The sequence below is a fragment of the Belliella pelovolcani genome, from assembly GCF_900156785.1.
Classification (GTDB): Bacteria; Bacteroidota; Bacteroidia; order Cytophagales; family Cyclobacteriaceae; genus Belliella; species Belliella pelovolcani.
This window is the reverse complement of sequence record NZ_FTOP01000005.1, coordinates 141,991-158,476: the sequence shown is the minus strand read 5'-3', so window position 1 is coordinate 158,476 and position 16,486 is coordinate 141,991. Positions and strand designations below refer to the sequence as shown.

The following is a 16,486-nucleotide window of genomic DNA, read 5'->3' as shown; positions in this document are numbered from 1 at the left end:
CAAAGATAAGGAATTATCCTGCTAGGCAGTCGCATTTTTCAACTTTGAAACATAGTCTTCTGGTACAGGTACTGGCTTCATGGTCTTCATGTCTACAGCTACCATAGTCGTATGTGCCGTTGCAAAGATGACCTGCTCACCCTGAAGGGTAGTCCCTCCTATCACCTGCTCTAATACAAATGATGAATTGCCCACTTTGACACAGCGCACAAAGGCCTCTACCTGATCTCCAAAATGTATGGGTCGCTTATAATCAATATTTACATTGGCCACTACAGTGCCGATGGTCATGATATCCCAATTGCAAGCCTTATAGAGATACATCGCTCTGGCATGCTCAAAGTAATTGAAATAAATACCATTATTGACATGAAGGTATCCATCAATGTCCGAAAAACGGATCTGTATAGGTTCAGAAAAAGCAAAGGAGGCCTTAACCTCCTCAAAATTAGTTATGTGCATCTATTTTAAATTACGTATTCTGACCTACTTGTTTTTTCTAACATCCTCAAAATCGATGGATTGTACCCCACTACATCTTCGACTGTGTCAAATGGCACCCAAGCCAAATCCATACTCTCATTACTCAAGGTCAAGGGCTCGTTGAGCTCTGCTTCTATCAGGTATCGCACATCATAATGATAGTGCTCTGGGACGTCACCTTTTTGAGGAATAATATGCTTATCAATATCAAAAATCCCATTCCCCACAAACCTCAGAGAAGTTAAACCGCTTTCTTCTTGCGCTTCCTTCATAGCTACTTCCAGAAGATTCTCTTCACCATCAGCATGACCTCCCAATTGAAGCCAACGGTTGAGTTTTCGATGAAGGGTGAGCAAGGTATGTGTCCTTCTTTTATTGACTACCCATGCAGAGGCAGTAAAATGTCCGCTCAACCTAGAGCGAAGAAAAGCATCCTCCTCAAAAGTCAATGCGATGAACTCTGGTGCAAAAGCTGACTCCTCTTCAAAGGGCGTTCTGTATTTCTCGAGACTTTGTCTCAGTAATGTTCTATCCATTGGATATTAATTTTCAAATAAATCGTCCATAAAGTCCTCAAAAGGCCTCGCATCCTTGTACAAGGAATCCGAATAGACCATTACGAGAACTTTCAAATAGCTGGGTTGATCGTTGACACTGATTTTTTCTATACTCACATTTCCAAAAAGCTGATCTATTTTTTCATTGAAATCAGCATTGCTCAAAGGAGGCTTGAAATATTGCTTCTCAGTCGTTTTCACCGCTTCATTGATTTCCTCGAATTTGCGGTCTAAACTGATTTTTTGATATCCCAAATCTAACATTCGTTGGCCAAAAGCAAAGAAAAGTTTTGAAAAACTTTTCGCATCAAATGGCCTATCGAAGCTCACTGCAAAACCATTGGCATATGGAGATTTGAGTATATGAACCTCTGGGCTCGCATTCATGCCAGATGTTTTGAAGTGGTAATTTTTCTTCACCAAGTTGAGTAAATTCTTTCCCTCAGTAGATTGAGCCCAAGCTGTGACATCAGCGATTGCCTCTTCCGTCTGGGTAAAATTCTCCTTATGCTTGATCGAAGTGCTTTTTTTGGGAAACAATTTCCCCAGCAAATCATCTATAAATGAAGCCATTATTCTTTCAATTTGTATATTCCATTGGGCTCTGACACGATCCTCCCCTCATCTTCCAAATTCCTGAGTAAGTCCACCGTCTCTTGATCATCTTTGAGCCCAACATGTGGTAGTGATTGTATAGAAAACTCTTTTCCATCCTTTAAAGTTTGGATAATCTTAGATTTGAGCTGATCATCTCTATCTGATGTAGTCTTACGACGCTCTACACAGACATCACAAATACCACAAAAATGATCCGTTTCTTCTCCAAAATATGTAGAAATCTGATTGGCTCGGCAAAGTTGCGAATTTTCAATATAAGCAATCATTGAAGCTGCTTTGGACTTTGCATTATCTCTACGCTCGGCAATTCTTTTGGTGTTCAATGGTAATTTACCAGCATCATAGCGTGGCGTCAGAAAAGTGACCTGTGGACTATCCTTACGTTTGTTATAAGCCAAAACATTGAATTGATCAAGAAGCTCAAGCTGTCTGACCAAATCTGATTCTGGAAGCTGAAGCTGCTTCGCTAATTTCGCCTCCTGAATCTTGATGTATTCCACAAATAGCTCCCCTCCATAAGTCCTAAGCAAAGCTTTGATCAAAGGATCAAGTTTGGCATTGGCTATCTGAAATTCATACAATTTGGATTGATCCACCAAAAAATGAATGCTAGAAGGAGCAAAGAAACTTTCATTTAGCTCAATAAAACCCTCTTCCTGCAAAACCTTCAAAGCATTGTAAGTCATCAGCAAATCCAACTGATAAGTATTACAAAAATCTCCTAGATCAAAATCATAGCTGACAAACAAGCTACTGCCTACTGCTATTCTATATTGGTTGGCTAGGGATTGATAGACTCTTTTGAGAAAATCAAGAGGAGGATAAGCAATCTCTGCTCTTTGAATCAATGTTTCCATATCTTGCTCATTGGTCAACAAAACCCCATAGGCTTTCAACTCATCTCTCCCTGCTCTTCCTGCCTCTTGGTAGTAGTTTTCCAAATTCTCTGGAAGATCAAGGTGGATCACCAGCCTGACATCAGGTTTGTCAATCCCCATCCCAAAAGCATTGGTAGCGACCATGATGCGTATGTGGTTTTTTTTCCACTCTTGTTGCCTGAGTTCTCTCGTAGCGACATCTAGTCCTGCATGATAAAAAGTAGCTGAGTAGCCTAATCTGTGTAATTCCTGAGCGATTTGTTTTGTCCCCTTTCTATTTCTAGTGTAAATGATGGCAGACCCAGGTATTCTATTCAATATTTCGACGGCCTTCTCTATTTTATTTTCCACCATCCGAACAGCATAGCTCAGGTTTTTCCTCGAAAAAGACCTCACATAAACCGCTGGATCCTTCAATTCCAGTTTATCGATGATATCTTGCTTTACTTTGAGGGTAGCTGAGGCTGTGAGTGCCAAACAGGGAACCTCAGGATGATAAGCTCTGATATTTGCGATTTCCAGATAGGGAGGTCTGAAATCATAGCCCCATTGCGAGATACAATGTGCTTCATCGACAGCGATCAAGCATACATTCATGCGCTTGAATCGCTCAATGAAAATCTCTGTCTTCAACCTTTCCGGAGATACATATAGGAACTTATAATTCCCATAGACACAATTATCCAGTGTGGTATCAATCTCACGCTTACTCATACCAGAATAAACAGCCGCTGCCAATACGCCTCTTTTGCGCAGATTATCCACTTGATCTTTCATGAGTGCAACTAAGGGGCTAACCACTAGACATACTCCCTCTTGTGCCAAAGCAGGCACTTGAAAACAAATAGATTTCCCTCCACCTGTAGGCAACAATGCAACACAGTCTTTTCCAGCCATTGCAGTCAAGACAATATCCAGCTGTGCAGGACGAAAATCCTGATAACCAAAAAACTTCTGAAGTGTCTGTATCGCTTGAGTTTTCATCTACCAGCTCAATGGCTCTTTGTTCAAAAATGCAGCAATTCCTTTTTTGCAATCAGCAGACCCACGTGCTTTGGCATTCATACTTGCAGCGTATTCTAAGCCATCTTCTAGGGACTTTTCCTGTACACGGCCGATCATCTCTTTGGTAAGCCCCATGGCTATTCCTGAATTTTGATTGGCTAGCTTCTGCGCATAGGCAAAAACTTGATCTTCCAAGTCTTCTGCTACCACCACCCAGTTGATCAACCCAAATGCCTTTGCCACTTCTGACGTAATCAAGTCAGCATCCAACAAAAGCTGCTTGGCTTTCCCCTCTCCAATTTTTCTGATCAAAAAGACCTTAACTATAGCCGGAACAAAACCGATTTTCACTTCTGTATAACCAAACTTAGCTTCAGACGCGGCAAATGCAAAATCACATACAGTAGCCAGTCCACACCCCCCCGCTAAAGCATGCCCTTGAACTTGAGCGATGATCACTTTTGGAGAGGTATAAATCTGATAAAACAACTCTTTGAGATGTCTACTGTCCTGGAGATTCTCCTCAAAAGTATTGCTTTGAAGTTGTTGCAAAGAAGCGAGGTCAGCACCAGAACAAAACACCTTCCCTTCCGCTTTGATCACAATCACTTTTACTTCAGGATTATTCTCAAGATCTGTCAATACAGCTTTCATTGCTGTGACCATATCTGCATTGAGAGCATTTCGCTTATCCGGTCGATTGAGGATTAAGTATCCTACCCTTTCTTTGACAATTTGATGGATGGGTTGATTCATGGTATCTAAATTCTTTCGGGTTTATGTCAAAATACACTTATTGGAAATATAGAGCAGAACTTTGGCTTGTGCAAAGTAAGGCCTATTTAAATACCAATTTCCTAGCAGTTGAGATTTTAGGTTGCATTGCTTCATCGTTGATTTCCTGCCAAGCATCTCCATTCCAAGCATATTGATACATTGTGAATTCGGATTGATTCATCCATTCCCCATGATAAAAGTACAGCGGCTGCTTTAATTCTGGAAGCGGGATTATCAAAGAATCTCCCCTCAAAAGTATTGGCAAAGGTTCTGCTCTCCTCAGATTTGCAGATCTATTCGGGAAAACTTTAAAGGATAATTCAGACTCCGGCACACCAAAATCTAAGTAAAAACTATGATCAAAATCCAAAGCAATTCCGTCACTTACTGCGTAAATGGTCAAGGCCTTTTCATTTTTCACAAAAGCACGAATCACTTGAAAGCCTCCAAAAATTAAAAGAGTAGTGAACCCAGCATAAAGCATCCATTTTTTACGATTGATAAAGAGGGAAATTACTAAAGCGAGGATAAACCAATAAAAGATCATGAATTCCGAGCTGAGGTTAATATGAGCTATTCTCGAATAAGGAATGGATTGAATTCCAAAAATCAGAAAATTGACAAAAGAGATGAGTTGCTCTGTCATCCAAGCAAGTGATTGTCCTAAAATCGGAACCTGAAAACATAACATCATCGGAATACCGACAGACATGATCAAGAATGCGCCAGGAATTGCCACCAGATTGGAGATTAGAAAATAAGTAGGAAAGACGTGAAAATAATAAGTCGAAATGGGAAATGTCATCAACTGAGCCGCTAATCCCACCATGCTGATTTGCCAAATATATTCCACTACCCTCCACTTTGGTATCCAAATAGAAACCAAAATGGGCTGAATCAAAATAATTCCAAACAATGCCAGGTAGGACAGCTGGAAACCCACTGAATAAATTAAAAAAGGATCAAAAATCAGCAAAAGTAATGCTGATAGTGCAATCGCATTGAAAACAGAGGGGCTTCTAGATTTCATCTGAGCCAGTGCCATCAGAGAAAACATGGTCGCTGCCCGCATCACTGAAGGTGACATTCCGGTCAACATTGCATAAGCCCAGATGATAAGAATGATGATACTGAGATAGACAATCCTCGCTCCCTGTTTCATTCGGTATGGTTTGAAAAAAAGGAAAAAGAATCCATAAATGATCCCAACATGCAATCCCGACACTGCAAGCACATGCATGGCTCCTGCTGTCACATAAGCTTCGCTTACTTCCTTTTCCAAATTCTTCTTTTGCCCGAGCAAAAGTGCTTGAGCGACTTGTTTGGCTTGATTATCTTGAAATTTAGCATCTATATTGGAAATGATTGCAGACCTAATCTTCAAGAAGAAATCTTCTATTGGTTGTGAACTGCGGTAACCAATTTTGAAAACCTTTTCTCCGATAAAATGCCTATGTGCAAGCTGCTGCCTTTGCATGAATCTTTGATAATGAAATTCAGCTGGATTGGTTGGGGGAGTTAGCAACTCAGGTTCCCCCGCCACAAAAACCAAATCGCCTGATTTCAAGCCATGCTCTAATCGATGATAAATCAAAACCTCTCCTGTAACAGCGATTGGATTCAAACTTTCATCAATGAGCTCAATCATCCGAAGTCTATTGGCAATTGAATTTGGTTTGACTTCATCATTTCCAAGTACAACCGCTATATAACCTTTGATTTCTTGTTTTTGATGGATCAAGTGATCGGGGTCGTTTTTAAAATCCTTCAAATAAGTAACCACATACCCTAGCAAAATCAATTGAATGTAAGCAATAAGCGGGATCAATATTTGGTAGCCATACTGCTTTTTCAATCTATTCCAGATCACTAAAACAGCATATAAAAAATAGAAAGAAGTCAACAAGACAACAGACAATATGAAGTATTGACTCCCCAAAACTTGGTAGAGTAATATCCCTAAAATCAAAAAAAGGGTGTACCGTAAAAAAGGAAACTCACTAAAAATCATCCGACTAAAGCTTTGCTTTAAATTAAGCAATAAAATAAAAAAAGGGAGCCTGAAGCTCCCTATCATGTATTTTTAGTCGACTAATTTGATTCTTAGAACCGATAGCCAATAGAGAATCCTGCCTTGAATTCAATCGCTGAGAAACGATCATTTACCTCTTCACTGAATCCCCTAGCTATCGAAACGTATGGTCCCATGGCAAATTGATCATTGAATACCCACTTATATCCTGCGCCCAGACCTAGAATCGCACTATTCATACTCGTGATGAGCGGTTGAGATTGATCTACTGATTCTGAGAAATCTCCAAATCTATATTTGAAATAAGGGAATATATATACCTGGCCGTCAGTTTCACTATCAAAGTAAAAATTGTAAGAAACCTGAAGTGATGTAGCGTTGAAATCTCTTCCATCAGGAGTTGAGATGTAAGCAAACCTATCATTGAAATGCGCTTCTACGGCAATAGATTGATCTTTACCAAGAAAATGTTCATAACCCAATTCTATCGAACCAAGAAGAATTGTATTTAAGAAGTTCAATTTCACTTCACCAATACTGTGTGCTCTTTCTTCCTGTGCAAAAGATGTGGAAGCAAAAAAAGAAAGCGCAAAAGCTGCTAGTAATAATTTTTTCATGATCTTAAAATTTATTTATTGTGCGAAAACGATTCAAAACTACAAATATCTTTCCATTTGATAATGCATAATATTACACTCTTCAAACATCTCGCCAACTTTTTCAAACCCAAACTTTGCATAAAGTGACATGGCTGGTAGTTGGGCGTGCATGTAAAGCAACTTATCTTTAGCTTGTTCAGATTCAGCAATATCATCTATAACTGCCTGAACCAAGGCTTGACCTACGCCTTTACCTCGCATTTCTTTCAATACCGCAAAGCGCTCAAGTTTGACGCCGTTTTTGGTAAATCTCCATCTGGCTGTGCCCGCAGGTTCACCTTCGACTGTAGCCAAGAAATGTGTAGAACTCGCTTCAAATTCATCATATTCTTCTGCTGGATCAACTTCCTGCTCAATGACAAAGACGATTTCTCTGATTTTGAAAATCGTATCAAGCTGTTCCTTCGTCTTTACCTTTTCTACGGATATATTCATCTCTTTCTTGCTTTTTCTCTGCTTCTGATTTTTCGTAGGCTTCTATGATGGACTTGACCAATTTATGCCTGATGACATCCTTCCCACTCAAATTGACCACGCCTATACCTTTTACATCTTTCAATACTTTGAGTGACTCCGAAAGGCCAGATTTCTGTCTTTTGGGTAAATCTACTTGTGATTGATCGCCTGTGATGATCACTTTTGAGTTGGGTCCCATCCTCGTAAGAAACATTTTGATTTGCTCACTGGTGGTGTTCTGTGCCTCGTCCAAAAGCACAAAGGCATCATGCAAAGTCCGACCTCTCATATATGCAAGCGGAGCAATTTCAATCACTCTAGTTTCTTGATAAAACTTCAACTTCTCTGAAGGAACCATATCGCTGAGAGCGTCATAGATTGGTCTCAAGTAGGGGTCTAGTTTTTCTTGCAGATCTCCAGGAAGAAAACCTAAATTCTCTCCAGCCTCTACAGCAGGTCTGGTAATTATAATTCTTTTCACCTCTCTGTTTTTAAGCGCACGCACCGCCAAAGCTACAGCAATGTATGTTTTCCCTGTTCCCGCAGGCCCCAAAGCAAAGACTAAGTCATTTTTGAAGCAGGCCTCCACCAATTTTCTCTGATTAGGAGATTTAGGCTTTACTACAAGTCCTTTGTTTCCATAGACGATAACGTCATTTTTTTGATTTTCCTCAAAGGGAACACCCTCCAAGGAAATATATTCTTTGACATGATCGGGGGTAATATGACCAAACCTATTGAAATGCTGCAATAGCATATTGATGACATCATTGATCCTGAGGATCTCTGGTGCACGACCTTGAATCCTTATTTCATTTCCTCGGGATACAATTTTACTTTGCGGGAATGCGGCTGCAATCTGGCGTATATTCTCATTTCCAGAGCCCAAAAAGTCCAGCAGTAAGATATTTTCTAAAGTAATTACTTTTTCTACCAATCTATTGAATTTGATTTTAGAGTTTGTTTAAGGTGTAAGGATAAAATCCCTATTTTTGTTCACACCTACTACAAAAATATAAAATTTTAATAGACTTGCTTATATGGCACTGGTAACATTCATTTCAGATTTTGGGGAAGGGGACTATTATGTACCTGCAGTGAAGGCGAAAATGTTATCTATCAACCCGCAACTGAATATTGTAGATATATCGCATCAAATCAATACCTATGACATTGCTCATGCAGGGTTTATCCTGAGATCAGTTTTCAGGGATTTCCCCAAAGGCACTGTACACTTAGTGGCCATCAATGGTACGAGCAATATGACTGATGGATTCATTGGAATAAAACTAGAAGAACATATTTTCATCGGCCCCAACAATGGAGTTTTGAGCCTTTTGGCAGATTATGATCCTGGCATCATTGTACAGTTTGCAGATATCCATCTCAAGGATAGCACCTTCCCAGCCAAAGATGTCCTTGCCCCAATAGCAGCCAAAGTAGCTTCAGGAGCAGCCATTCATGACTTCGGAGGACCACTGATGCAGATGAAAAAAATGATGTCGCGACAATTCAAAGCCACCAAAAAACAAATCGTAGGACATGTGGTGAGGGTAGACAATTACGGTAATTTGATCACCAACATCACCAAAGAGGTATTCGAAAAACTCAATCCAGGCAAATTCACCATAGAGTTTAGCAGGGAAGTCCTGACCCGTATCAATAAGTCCTATGACAATGTAGAAGCAGGAGATTGCTTTGCCTTCTTCAATAGTCTGGAATTACTTGAAATTGGAATCAATCATGGCAATGGATCTGAATTACTAGGTCTAAGACTGGATACGCCTATTTACATCAATTTTGAAACTGCTGAATAAAATGCTGACAAGAGTTGTAAGAATGACTTTTCAGGAAGATAAAGTGGAAGAATTTCTAGAAAACTTTCATGCAAACAAAGAAAAGATACGCAATTTCCCTGGCTGTCATCATTTGGAATTGTGGCAAGATGAAAATTTTAAAAATATTTTCATGACATATAGCTTTTGGGACGATGAGGCCGCCTTAAATCAATATCGTGATTCTGAATTATTTAAGTCCGTATGGGCTGTAACAAAGCCTCTTTTTGCAGAGAAACCGAGTGCTTTTAGTGCAAAAAAAATGGTTGAACTCCCTTGAGTGGCTTGCACAGAAAAAAAATAGTAATCATATTTGCATCCCGTTCAGCAAGGAACGGTTAGTTCACCTGCCCAGGTGGCGGAATTGGTAGACGCGTTGGTCTCAAACACCAATGCCCTCGGGCGTGCCGGTTCGACTCCGGCCCTGGGTACTTAAAGCAAAAAGCTCCTTCTTTCACAAGTTGGAGCTTTTTTTATGACATAGGCCAGAGGAGAAGTTTATCCCGATGACTATCGGGAACTCCGGCCCTGGGTACAACAAACCCCTTCAAAAGCAATTTTGAAGGGGAGTTTTTGATTTTTTGGTAGGTCTTTGCGGATTTTTCGGCTAAAGCCTGTGCTTGTCTATGAATTCCTATTATTGAATGGGCTGAAGCCGCATTCCTATTGAATTATCCTTGACAATCATAACCACATCTCTATAGATTAGGTTAAAGCCACATTCCTATTGAAGGTTTTCCCTAGAAATACGAAATGAATAAATGCCAAATTCATATTGAATTTTGAGATGCTTTTTTAAATAAAATTTTCCTTTATTTATCCAGACAGCGCTAAACATACGCAAAACCCACTAGCTCCTCCAAAGAAATATATTGAAGGGTCTTTTCATTAGAGGCTTCGAGTATCACTTTTGGGGCGCAACCTGCTTTGTAAGCTTCTATCCATCTTGATGCACAAAGACACCACTTATCTCCAGCTTTCAATCCTTGGAAGGAATATTCTGGTCTTGGTGTAATCAAATCATTCCCTCTATTATAACTGAAGCGCAGAAATTCATCAGTCATCACTGCACAGACTGTATGTGTCCCCAAATCATCTTCGCCAGTTTCACAGCAGCCATTTCTGTAATACCCCGTCAATGGCTCTGTACTACAAATCATCAACTCTTCACCAAATACATTCTTTGCCATCATTCAAATTTTTAATTGCACACTAATATAACTGAAAGTCTTACTGATTGATTTTTATAATAAAGTCTATATTTCAATAATAAAAACCCATAATCCTAAAATCAAATTACTTTCAAATTACATAATTATAAGCAATAATTTATGCAAATTGAAAGTCTAACTTTCAATTTGCATATTATTTATTTATTTTTGATGCAAATTGAAAGCCAAAATGAAAAAGAGAGATCTTGAAAACAAGCTAAAACATGCCTTAATATCTATGCCAGTTGCTGTGATTCTTGGGCCAAGGCAAGTCGGGAAAACTACTTTGGCGCTGGAGCTTTCACGTGAGTCAATTGACAAGCCGATTCATTATTTAGATCTAGAACTAGATTCTGACTTGGCCAAACTGGATGACGCTGAAAGCTATTTAAGACGATTTGAAAATCAGCTTTTGATTATCGATGAAGTTCAAAGAAAACCAGAGTTATTTAAGACACTACGAGGATTAATTGATATTCGCAAAAGAGCTGGCGAGAAAGTAGGGCATTTCCTTCTGATTGGTTCTGCATCAAAAGATCTCCTACAGCAATCCTCAGAAACTTTGGCTGGTAGAATCAGGTATTTAGAACTCACTCCTTTCACCGCTTGGGAATTGTATCAAGATGATTCTTTGGGGTTCAATTTTGAAAAATTATGGTTTAGAGGAGGTTTCCCTGATAGCTATTTGGCTGAAAGTGACAGTAACAGCTGGGATTGGCGCTATGACTTTATTACTACTTATGTAGAAAAAGACATCCCACTATTTGGTCCACAAGTCCCTGCCGCAAGAATGAAGCGGTTTTGGACAATGCTGGCACATTATCATGGTCAGCAAGCCGTGCTAAGCGAAATAGGAAAAAGTCTTGAAGTGAGTCACACTACCATCAGAACATATCTTGATACACTGCAAGATTTTTTTATGGTTCGTCAACTCCAGCCATGGTCAGGAAATACAAAAAAGAGATTGGTCAAATCTCCTAAAGTCTATATCCGTGACTCGGGGCTGCTGCATAGTTTGCTGAATATTTCGAACTTCGATCAACTTCTTGGAAATCCTGTCGTCGGTTCAAGCTGGGAAGGTTTTGTGATAGAAAACATCCTCAATCAGCTCCCATCTACTTGGAAAGCATCCTACTATCGCTCAAGCAATAAAAATGAAATTGATCTGGTATTGGAAGGGCCGGAAGATGCGGTATGGGCAATAGAAATCAAAAAATCACTTGCTCCAAGTATCAGTTCAGGCTTTCACACAGCTGCTGAAGATATAAAAGCTAAAAAGAAATTTGTAGTATACTCTGGCACCGATCAGTTTCCAATAAAGGGCGATACGGAAGTAATTGGTTTGATTGCCTTTTTGAAGATGATACAAAATTTATAAATTAGCTAAAGCCTAGTTCCTTTACGCATATTATCTAGTTGCTATTAGGATTCAGGCTTTAGCAAAAAAATACCGAGATATCATCTTAATTGTTTCCTACTTAAAAAAACATACTATTTCATTTCCCGCAATTTTAAACTACATTTTCAAATTGCTCATTTCTAAAAATACTTAAGCATCAAAATGATCCAGTTTACTTTTGAAAATATGGAAAGCCTTATGGAAATCATTAGAAAATATCATCCTGAGGTATTTTTAAATAATGAAATAGATCTGAAAAAGTTAAAACAGATTTTAGAGACCAAAAACCGAGAAAAATCAGGATTACATTGGACGGGAAAAGAAAACTCCAAAAAACAGGCATACACCCGATCTGAATTTAAATATCTTTTAAATGCTGAAAAATCAATTGATGCTGACATATCCAAGAATATTTTCATTGAAGGCGATAACTTAGACGCCCTTAAATTGCTTCTAGAACATTATTCCAAAAGCATAAAAGCCATCTATATAGACCCTCCTTATAATACTGGATCAGAGAGCTTTGTCTATGCGGATAAGTTTGCTGCTCAAAAAAACAAAAAGGTCAATAATCCATTCGATACTTTACATGGCAATTGGCTATCAATGATCTACCCCAGATTGATTTTGAGTAGAGAATTTCTCCGAGATGATGGGGTCATTTTTGTCAGCATAGATGAAAATGAACTTGCTAATCTGAAGCTACTACTTGATGAAATCTATGGAGAGGAGAACTTCATTGACATCTTCTCTTGGGCAAAGACCGAAACCCCCGCCAATCTTTCAAGGAAAAGCAAGAAAGTCTTAGAGTATGTCCTGTGCTATCAGAAAGTAAAAGACAAGATAAAATTCAAGGGAATCAAAAAAACCAGCCCTAGTAGCAATGGACTGCTCAACCAGAGCAATGCAATCAACACATTAATTTTCCCTAAAAATCTGGTAAAAACTAAAATCCCAGACAGGGTGATACCAAAAGGCACTTACCAAACAGACAAATACACGCTAGAACTCCTTGAGGATACCGAAGTACATAATGGCGTCTTCGTCAAGGAGGTCATACTTAGGGGTAAATTCAAATGGACACAACCCAAGCTAGACACTGAAATCCAAAAGGGAACGACCATACATATCCCCACCATCAAACTCAGCCCCTCTTATGAAAAGACAGCTTATGATGAAGAAGTACCGCCCAACTTGATCAACACAAAAGTCGGAGTAGAAACCAACGAATCAGCGAGCAAATCTTTAACTGAGCTACTCGGAGCCAAAGTGTTTGATTTCCCTAAGCCCCCAAGTTTGATCAAATACCTGTTCGGGTTTTCTGATGATCCAAATGGTGTATTTATGGACTTCTTTGCAGGCTCAGGTGCCACGGCACAAGCTATCTTGGAAATGAATGAAAAAGATGGAGGCAATAGAAAATACATATGCGTACAACTGCCAGAAGAAATCAAAAAGAATAGCCCTGCCTATGCAGCAGGATATCGCAAAATCTCTGAAATCACCCACAAGAGGGTGACTAATGTAAGCCAATTACTCAAAGGAAAGGTTAATGATGCTGGCTTTATTTATTACGAATTGAAGTAAGAGATAGCATTATCTTCATTTATCATCAATATAAACTTTTTTAGACATGATAGTACGAGACTTTAACTACAACGAGGCCAAAGCCACGGCTTTGGAATTGGCCAATGGTATGGTCAAAAATGGGCTTTATTCGAGGTTTAGCTTGAATAGCAAACAGCGCGTTGAAAAAGCGCTTTGGGGTTGCCTTGGAGAATTGGCATTTGCGCATTGGTTGGATCAGCGCGGGGTAACATATCAAAAAGACGAGCGCTCTTTTCTAGAAAGAAATACCGATGATTATGATTTCTTGATTTCAGGCAAAGTGATTGACATCAAAGTAGCGCTAAAAAGCACAACAAATCCACCCAATGATCGCTGGACTTATGGCTATCCACAAGAGCAAAAGCCTAACCAAAAGGATTATGTAGTCATTGGCTGGATTGATCAGAAGCTCCAAGAAATCGGATTCTACGGCTGGACCTTAGGGGCACAAATAGCAAAAAGACCAGTAGTTAAAAAAAACACTTTCAAAGGCTATGACTACTTGACCCCAAACCATGAGTTCAGGTGGGGATTGCTAAACAAAGATTTTGAAGCTTTTTTAGAGCTATTTTGTTAGATAGCGCTTTTATTAAATGACAAAATCAAAAGTTTACTATAACTTTTCAAAACATGCCCTATGTTCTCTCAGGGATTATTTATCTTTAAACTTTACCAATGACAGTTTGAATGGCCTACAATGATTCAAGACAAGCAGCTATCCGACTATACCGGAAACTAAAACTCGGCTGGATTTTCAATACATCTACTTTCACGGGTAATTTTCTTTTAGCCTTACTGATTGGTTATTTTTTCCGGGAACTCGGATACGCAGATGACATCAACTATGTGTTTTTTCTTTCGGTTTTAGCCATTGGCTTGTGGGTAACTGAAGCCATTCCTCCCTTTGCTGTAGGGATTTTTATCATTGCAGTTCTGATTTCCAACATCATGAGCAATACAGCTGCATCCTCAATTCTAGTCCCCTTAGGACTTGCACTTCCTGGTATTTGGGGTTTTACAGTGCCTTTGATCGTAGCTTTGAGTTGCTCCTGCGCATTGCTACTGCCAGTTTCTACCCCATCCAATGCCATTGCTTTCTCAACAGGCATGATCGAACAAAAAAGTTTTAGAAGCGGAGGCCTCTTGATGATTGTCTTGGGGCCAGTATTAGCCTTTGTTGCTGTGATGATTTATGCCTTGATTTTAGGTCAATAAAAAAGCCTCCATGAATGTTAGAGGCTTCTATTCGCTTACAAAGTTCAGTGATTTTAATCAATTCAAATCTTGCTTCTTGTTCAACTCCTTGGATACAAAATCCTGCAATTTCGCCTGATAGGCTTTTGCATCATGATGATACTCTGGGACCAATGTTTTCTTTTCAGGGAAGCTTTCCATATGCAAAGTCTGTGTAGGGAAGGCGAATCGTACTCCAAGCTGATTGGCTAGCGTGATAATCGAAATCAACAGTTCATGACGCGCTCTCAACTCCTCAGTCCAGTTAGGCACCTCAAAAAACACATAAAACATCACATCTTGGCTATAGGAAGAAAGGTTATTGAAGTAGATATTGTAATAATCCTTCCGCGTATCAGGATGTGATTCAACTATCTTTCTCAAACCATCTACGAAAGCCTGTATCAAATGCGGAGGTGTGTCATAGGTGATCGTCAAAGTAGTAAAGAACCTCCTGTATTGCCTCAAGCCATGATTATCAATGGTGGCATCTGCTATTTTCCCATTAGGAATATACATCACAGAATTTCTGAAAGTCCGTACCCTAGTAGATCGAAACCCAACTTCCTCCACCGTCCCATCTACATCTCCTGAGGTAATCCAGTCCCCAACTTGAAAAGGCTTATCAATAAATATCATTATAGAACCAAAGAAGTTTTTGATCGTATCCTGAGCTGCCAAAGCAAAAGCCAAACCACCTATCGAAAGACCAGTCAAAAAGGGAACGATATCAACTTGAAGTCCTTCTTTGAGAATGTACAAGGTACCGACGATGACCACAAATGCTTTAAGCGTTTTTCTCAGCAAAGGCACCAATTGATCATCTAAGGTCGACTCTGTTTTCTCCGCCAACTTCGCAAAGTACATCGCAACAATGTCGACGATTTTGTAAAATACTATCGTAATAATAAATGGCTTAGCAGCATTCAATAACAATAGAATCCAAGACACTGTCTCAATCGGAAGTTGTAAAACTCGGATGAATAGTGAAGAAAGCTGCACGATTACAAAAATACTAATCACTTTCGCTACTGGAAGCAGGTACTTTTCTCCTATATATCCATAACCAAATCGCTCCAGCGCATAAAGTAGGCCCTTATCTAGTATAATTGTAATGACTTTATGCGAGATAAATAATAGCAAAATCAATATAAACAATCCTGCCAATTGCCAAAAATAAAGGCCTAGGTACACCTCATTTCCCAGTTTTGGTAAAACATTTAGCAATTTATCTGTTCCATAGGGGTAAGTATCTTGATGCAGCTCATTGATCTGAGATACGGTGAATGCACTGAATTTCCAGTCATTGCCTACTTTCTCCAAATAAACCCCTGGCAATCTTTTGGTATCAAAGAAATATCTCGCCTGATTATTATGCAGTGAATCGATGTAGTTCGGGTCATTTGGGATCTCGTTGATTTTGACATAGACGCCATTGCCATCAAATATCTGCTTCAACTTGACTACTAGTTTTTTGGCTTCCACTTCAGACTGATCAGAAAGTCTCAGCGTTTTGGCAGCCTCTTCTGGTTCAAAATTATCCTCTCTGAGATTATAGAAAAAAGTAAGCGTAGTAGCATAGGGAGAAGTCAAGCTATGGTACTGCTCAGGGTCAATGGGAATTTGATTCTCGTCCAAAATCACTTGAGCTAATATCGACTGGACAAATAAAAACGAGAATAAAAGCAGGAATCTAAATTTCATTGGAATAGAATTATTGGATTTCAGCCTGCAA

At 39.3% G+C, this 16,486-nt stretch carries 17 protein-coding genes and 1 tRNA gene; 7 read left to right on the top strand and 11 right to left on the bottom strand.

The features are described from left to right. Positions 1-21 precede the first annotated feature (21 nt). The 9 genes from BW935_RS07715 to BW935_RS07675 all read right to left on the bottom strand — a co-directional run bounded on the left by BW935_RS07715 (position 22) and on the right by BW935_RS07675 (position 8,402). On the bottom strand, positions 22-462 hold the full coding sequence (locus BW935_RS07715; RefSeq protein WP_076500215.1) for an acyl-CoA thioesterase: 441 nt from the start codon (positions 460-462) through the stop codon (positions 22-24). A 5-nt stretch (positions 463-467) separates the two neighbouring features. After that, positions 468-1,019: an NUDIX hydrolase gene (locus BW935_RS07710; RefSeq protein ID WP_076500213.1), complete on the bottom strand. Its 552-nt coding sequence runs from the start codon at positions 1,017-1,019 to the stop codon at positions 468-470. A gap of 6 nt (positions 1,020-1,025) precedes the next feature. Further along, on the bottom strand, positions 1,026-1,613 hold the full coding sequence (locus BW935_RS07705; protein WP_076500211.1) for a hypothetical protein: 588 nt from the start codon (positions 1,611-1,613) through the stop codon (positions 1,026-1,028). After that, the gene (locus tag BW935_RS07700) at positions 1,613-3,520 is read right to left on the bottom strand and encodes a RecQ family ATP-dependent DNA helicase (RefSeq protein ID WP_076500209.1); all 1,908 of its coding nucleotides are present in this window, start codon (positions 3,518-3,520) and stop codon (positions 1,613-1,615) included. Before BW935_RS07700 ends, BW935_RS07705 begins: the two co-directional genes overlap by 1 nt. Further along, positions 3,521-4,297 carry an enoyl-CoA hydratase/isomerase family protein gene (locus tag BW935_RS07695; protein ID WP_076500208.1) on the bottom strand — a complete coding sequence of 259 codons (777 nt, stop codon included), beginning with the start codon at positions 4,295-4,297 and terminating at the stop codon, positions 3,521-3,523. An 82-nt stretch (positions 4,298-4,379) separates the two neighbouring features. Then, entirely contained in the window at positions 4,380-6,329 is a 1,950-nt protein-coding gene (locus tag BW935_RS07690) for a ComEC/Rec2 family competence protein (RefSeq protein ID WP_076500206.1), read from the bottom strand. Between the two features lie 92 nt (positions 6,330-6,421). Next, on the bottom strand, positions 6,422-6,967 hold the full coding sequence (locus tag BW935_RS07685) for a DUF3575 domain-containing protein (RefSeq protein WP_076500204.1): 546 nt from the start codon (positions 6,965-6,967) through the stop codon (positions 6,422-6,424). A 39-nt stretch (positions 6,968-7,006) separates the two neighbouring features. Then, a complete protein-coding gene (locus BW935_RS07680; protein ID WP_076500202.1) occupies positions 7,007-7,444 on the bottom strand; it encodes a GNAT family N-acetyltransferase in 438 nt (145 codons plus the stop codon). Next, the gene (locus BW935_RS07675; protein WP_076500200.1) at positions 7,401-8,402 is read right to left on the bottom strand and encodes a PhoH family protein; all 1,002 of its coding nucleotides are present in this window, start codon (positions 8,400-8,402) and stop codon (positions 7,401-7,403) included. Before BW935_RS07675 ends, BW935_RS07680 begins: the two co-directional genes overlap by 44 nt. Positions 8,403-8,505: 103 nt before the next feature. Here BW935_RS07675 and BW935_RS07670 point away from each other — a divergent pair, with 103 nt between their 5' ends. From BW935_RS07670 to BW935_RS07660, 3 genes are all read left to right on the top strand, one after another. Then, complete coding sequence (locus BW935_RS07670; protein ID WP_076500198.1) at positions 8,506-9,282, top strand: SAM hydrolase/SAM-dependent halogenase family protein; 777 nt, start codon at positions 8,506-8,508, stop codon at positions 9,280-9,282. Between the two features lies 1 nt (position 9,283). Then, entirely contained in the window at positions 9,284-9,580 is a 297-nt protein-coding gene (locus tag BW935_RS07665) for a putative quinol monooxygenase (protein WP_076500196.1), read from the top strand. Positions 9,581-9,649: 69 nt separating this feature from the next. Continuing rightward, positions 9,650-9,731: transfer RNA gene (locus BW935_RS07660), tRNA-Leu, on the top strand. A 399-nt stretch (positions 9,732-10,130) separates the two neighbouring features. On the opposite strand, the gene BW935_RS07655 is transcribed toward BW935_RS07660, so the two are convergent. Next, positions 10,131-10,490, bottom strand: a complete 360-nt coding sequence (locus BW935_RS07655; RefSeq protein ID WP_076500193.1) for a DUF2237 family protein — start codon at positions 10,488-10,490, stop codon at positions 10,131-10,133. A 211-nt stretch (positions 10,491-10,701) separates the two neighbouring features. Between BW935_RS07655 and BW935_RS07650 the strand changes: the two genes are divergently transcribed. The 4 genes from BW935_RS07650 to BW935_RS07635 all read left to right on the top strand — a co-directional run bounded on the left by BW935_RS07650 (position 10,702) and on the right by BW935_RS07635 (position 14,733). Beyond that, positions 10,702-11,889, top strand: coding sequence for an ATP-binding protein (locus BW935_RS07650; RefSeq protein ID WP_076500191.1), 1,188 nt, complete (start codon positions 10,702-10,704; stop codon positions 11,887-11,889). Positions 11,890-12,072: 183 nt separating this feature from the next. Then, positions 12,073-13,497 carry a site-specific DNA-methyltransferase gene (locus tag BW935_RS07645; RefSeq protein ID WP_076500188.1) on the top strand — a complete coding sequence of 475 codons (1,425 nt, stop codon included), beginning with the start codon at positions 12,073-12,075 and terminating at the stop codon, positions 13,495-13,497. Between the two features lie 46 nt (positions 13,498-13,543). Further along, positions 13,544-14,095, top strand: coding sequence for a hypothetical protein (locus BW935_RS07640; protein WP_076500186.1), 552 nt, complete (start codon positions 13,544-13,546; stop codon positions 14,093-14,095). Between the two features lie 110 nt (positions 14,096-14,205). Next, positions 14,206-14,733 (top strand): transporter permease, encoded by a 528-nt coding sequence (locus BW935_RS07635; RefSeq protein WP_076500183.1) that lies wholly within the window; start codon positions 14,206-14,208, stop codon positions 14,731-14,733. Between the two features lie 57 nt (positions 14,734-14,790). Here the strand turns inward: BW935_RS07635 and BW935_RS07630 are convergent, their stop codons facing one another. Then, entirely contained in the window at positions 14,791-16,455 is a 1,665-nt protein-coding gene (locus BW935_RS07630; protein ID WP_076500181.1) for a mechanosensitive ion channel family protein, read from the bottom strand. Between the last annotated feature and the right edge of the window lie 31 nt (positions 16,456-16,486).

Coding starts and splice junctions, on each gene's coding strand:
- BW935_RS07685 (WP_076500204.1), bottom strand. CDS start 6,967: ATGAAAAAATTATTACTAGCAGCTTTTGCGCTTTCTTTTTTTGCTTCC.
- BW935_RS07650 (WP_076500191.1), top strand. CDS start 10,702: ATGAAAAAGAGAGATCTTGAAAACAAGCTAAAACATGCCTTAATATCT.
- BW935_RS07680 (WP_076500202.1), bottom strand. CDS start 7,444: ATGAATATATCCGTAGAAAAGGTAAAGACGAAGGAACAGCTTGATACG.
- BW935_RS07690 (WP_076500206.1), bottom strand. CDS start 6,329: ATGATTTTTAGTGAGTTTCCTTTTTTACGGTACACCCTTTTTTTGATT.
- BW935_RS07695 (WP_076500208.1), bottom strand. CDS start 4,297: ATGAATCAACCCATCCATCAAATTGTCAAAGAAAGGGTAGGATACTTA.
- BW935_RS07705 (WP_076500211.1), bottom strand. CDS start 1,613: ATGGCTTCATTTATAGATGATTTGCTGGGGAAATTGTTTCCCAAAAAA.
- BW935_RS07670 (WP_076500198.1), top strand. CDS start 8,506: ATGGCACTGGTAACATTCATTTCAGATTTTGGGGAAGGGGACTATTAT.
- BW935_RS07710 (WP_076500213.1), bottom strand. CDS start 1,019: ATGGATAGAACATTACTGAGACAAAGTCTCGAGAAATACAGAACGCCC.
- BW935_RS07645 (WP_076500188.1), top strand. CDS start 12,073: ATGATCCAGTTTACTTTTGAAAATATGGAAAGCCTTATGGAAATCATT.
- BW935_RS07640 (WP_076500186.1), top strand. CDS start 13,544: ATGATAGTACGAGACTTTAACTACAACGAGGCCAAAGCCACGGCTTTG.
- BW935_RS07630 (WP_076500181.1), bottom strand. CDS start 16,455: ATGAAATTTAGATTCCTGCTTTTATTCTCGTTTTTATTTGTCCAGTCG.
- BW935_RS07635 (WP_076500183.1), top strand. CDS start 14,206: ATGGCCTACAATGATTCAAGACAAGCAGCTATCCGACTATACCGGAAA.
- BW935_RS07715 (WP_076500215.1), bottom strand. CDS start 462: ATGCACATAACTAATTTTGAGGAGGTTAAGGCCTCCTTTGCTTTTTCT.
- BW935_RS07700 (WP_076500209.1), bottom strand. CDS start 3,520: ATGAAAACTCAAGCGATACAGACACTTCAGAAGTTTTTTGGTTATCAG.
- BW935_RS07665 (WP_076500196.1), top strand. CDS start 9,284: ATGCTGACAAGAGTTGTAAGAATGACTTTTCAGGAAGATAAAGTGGAA.
- BW935_RS07655 (WP_076500193.1), bottom strand. CDS start 10,490: ATGGCAAAGAATGTATTTGGTGAAGAGTTGATGATTTGTAGTACAGAG.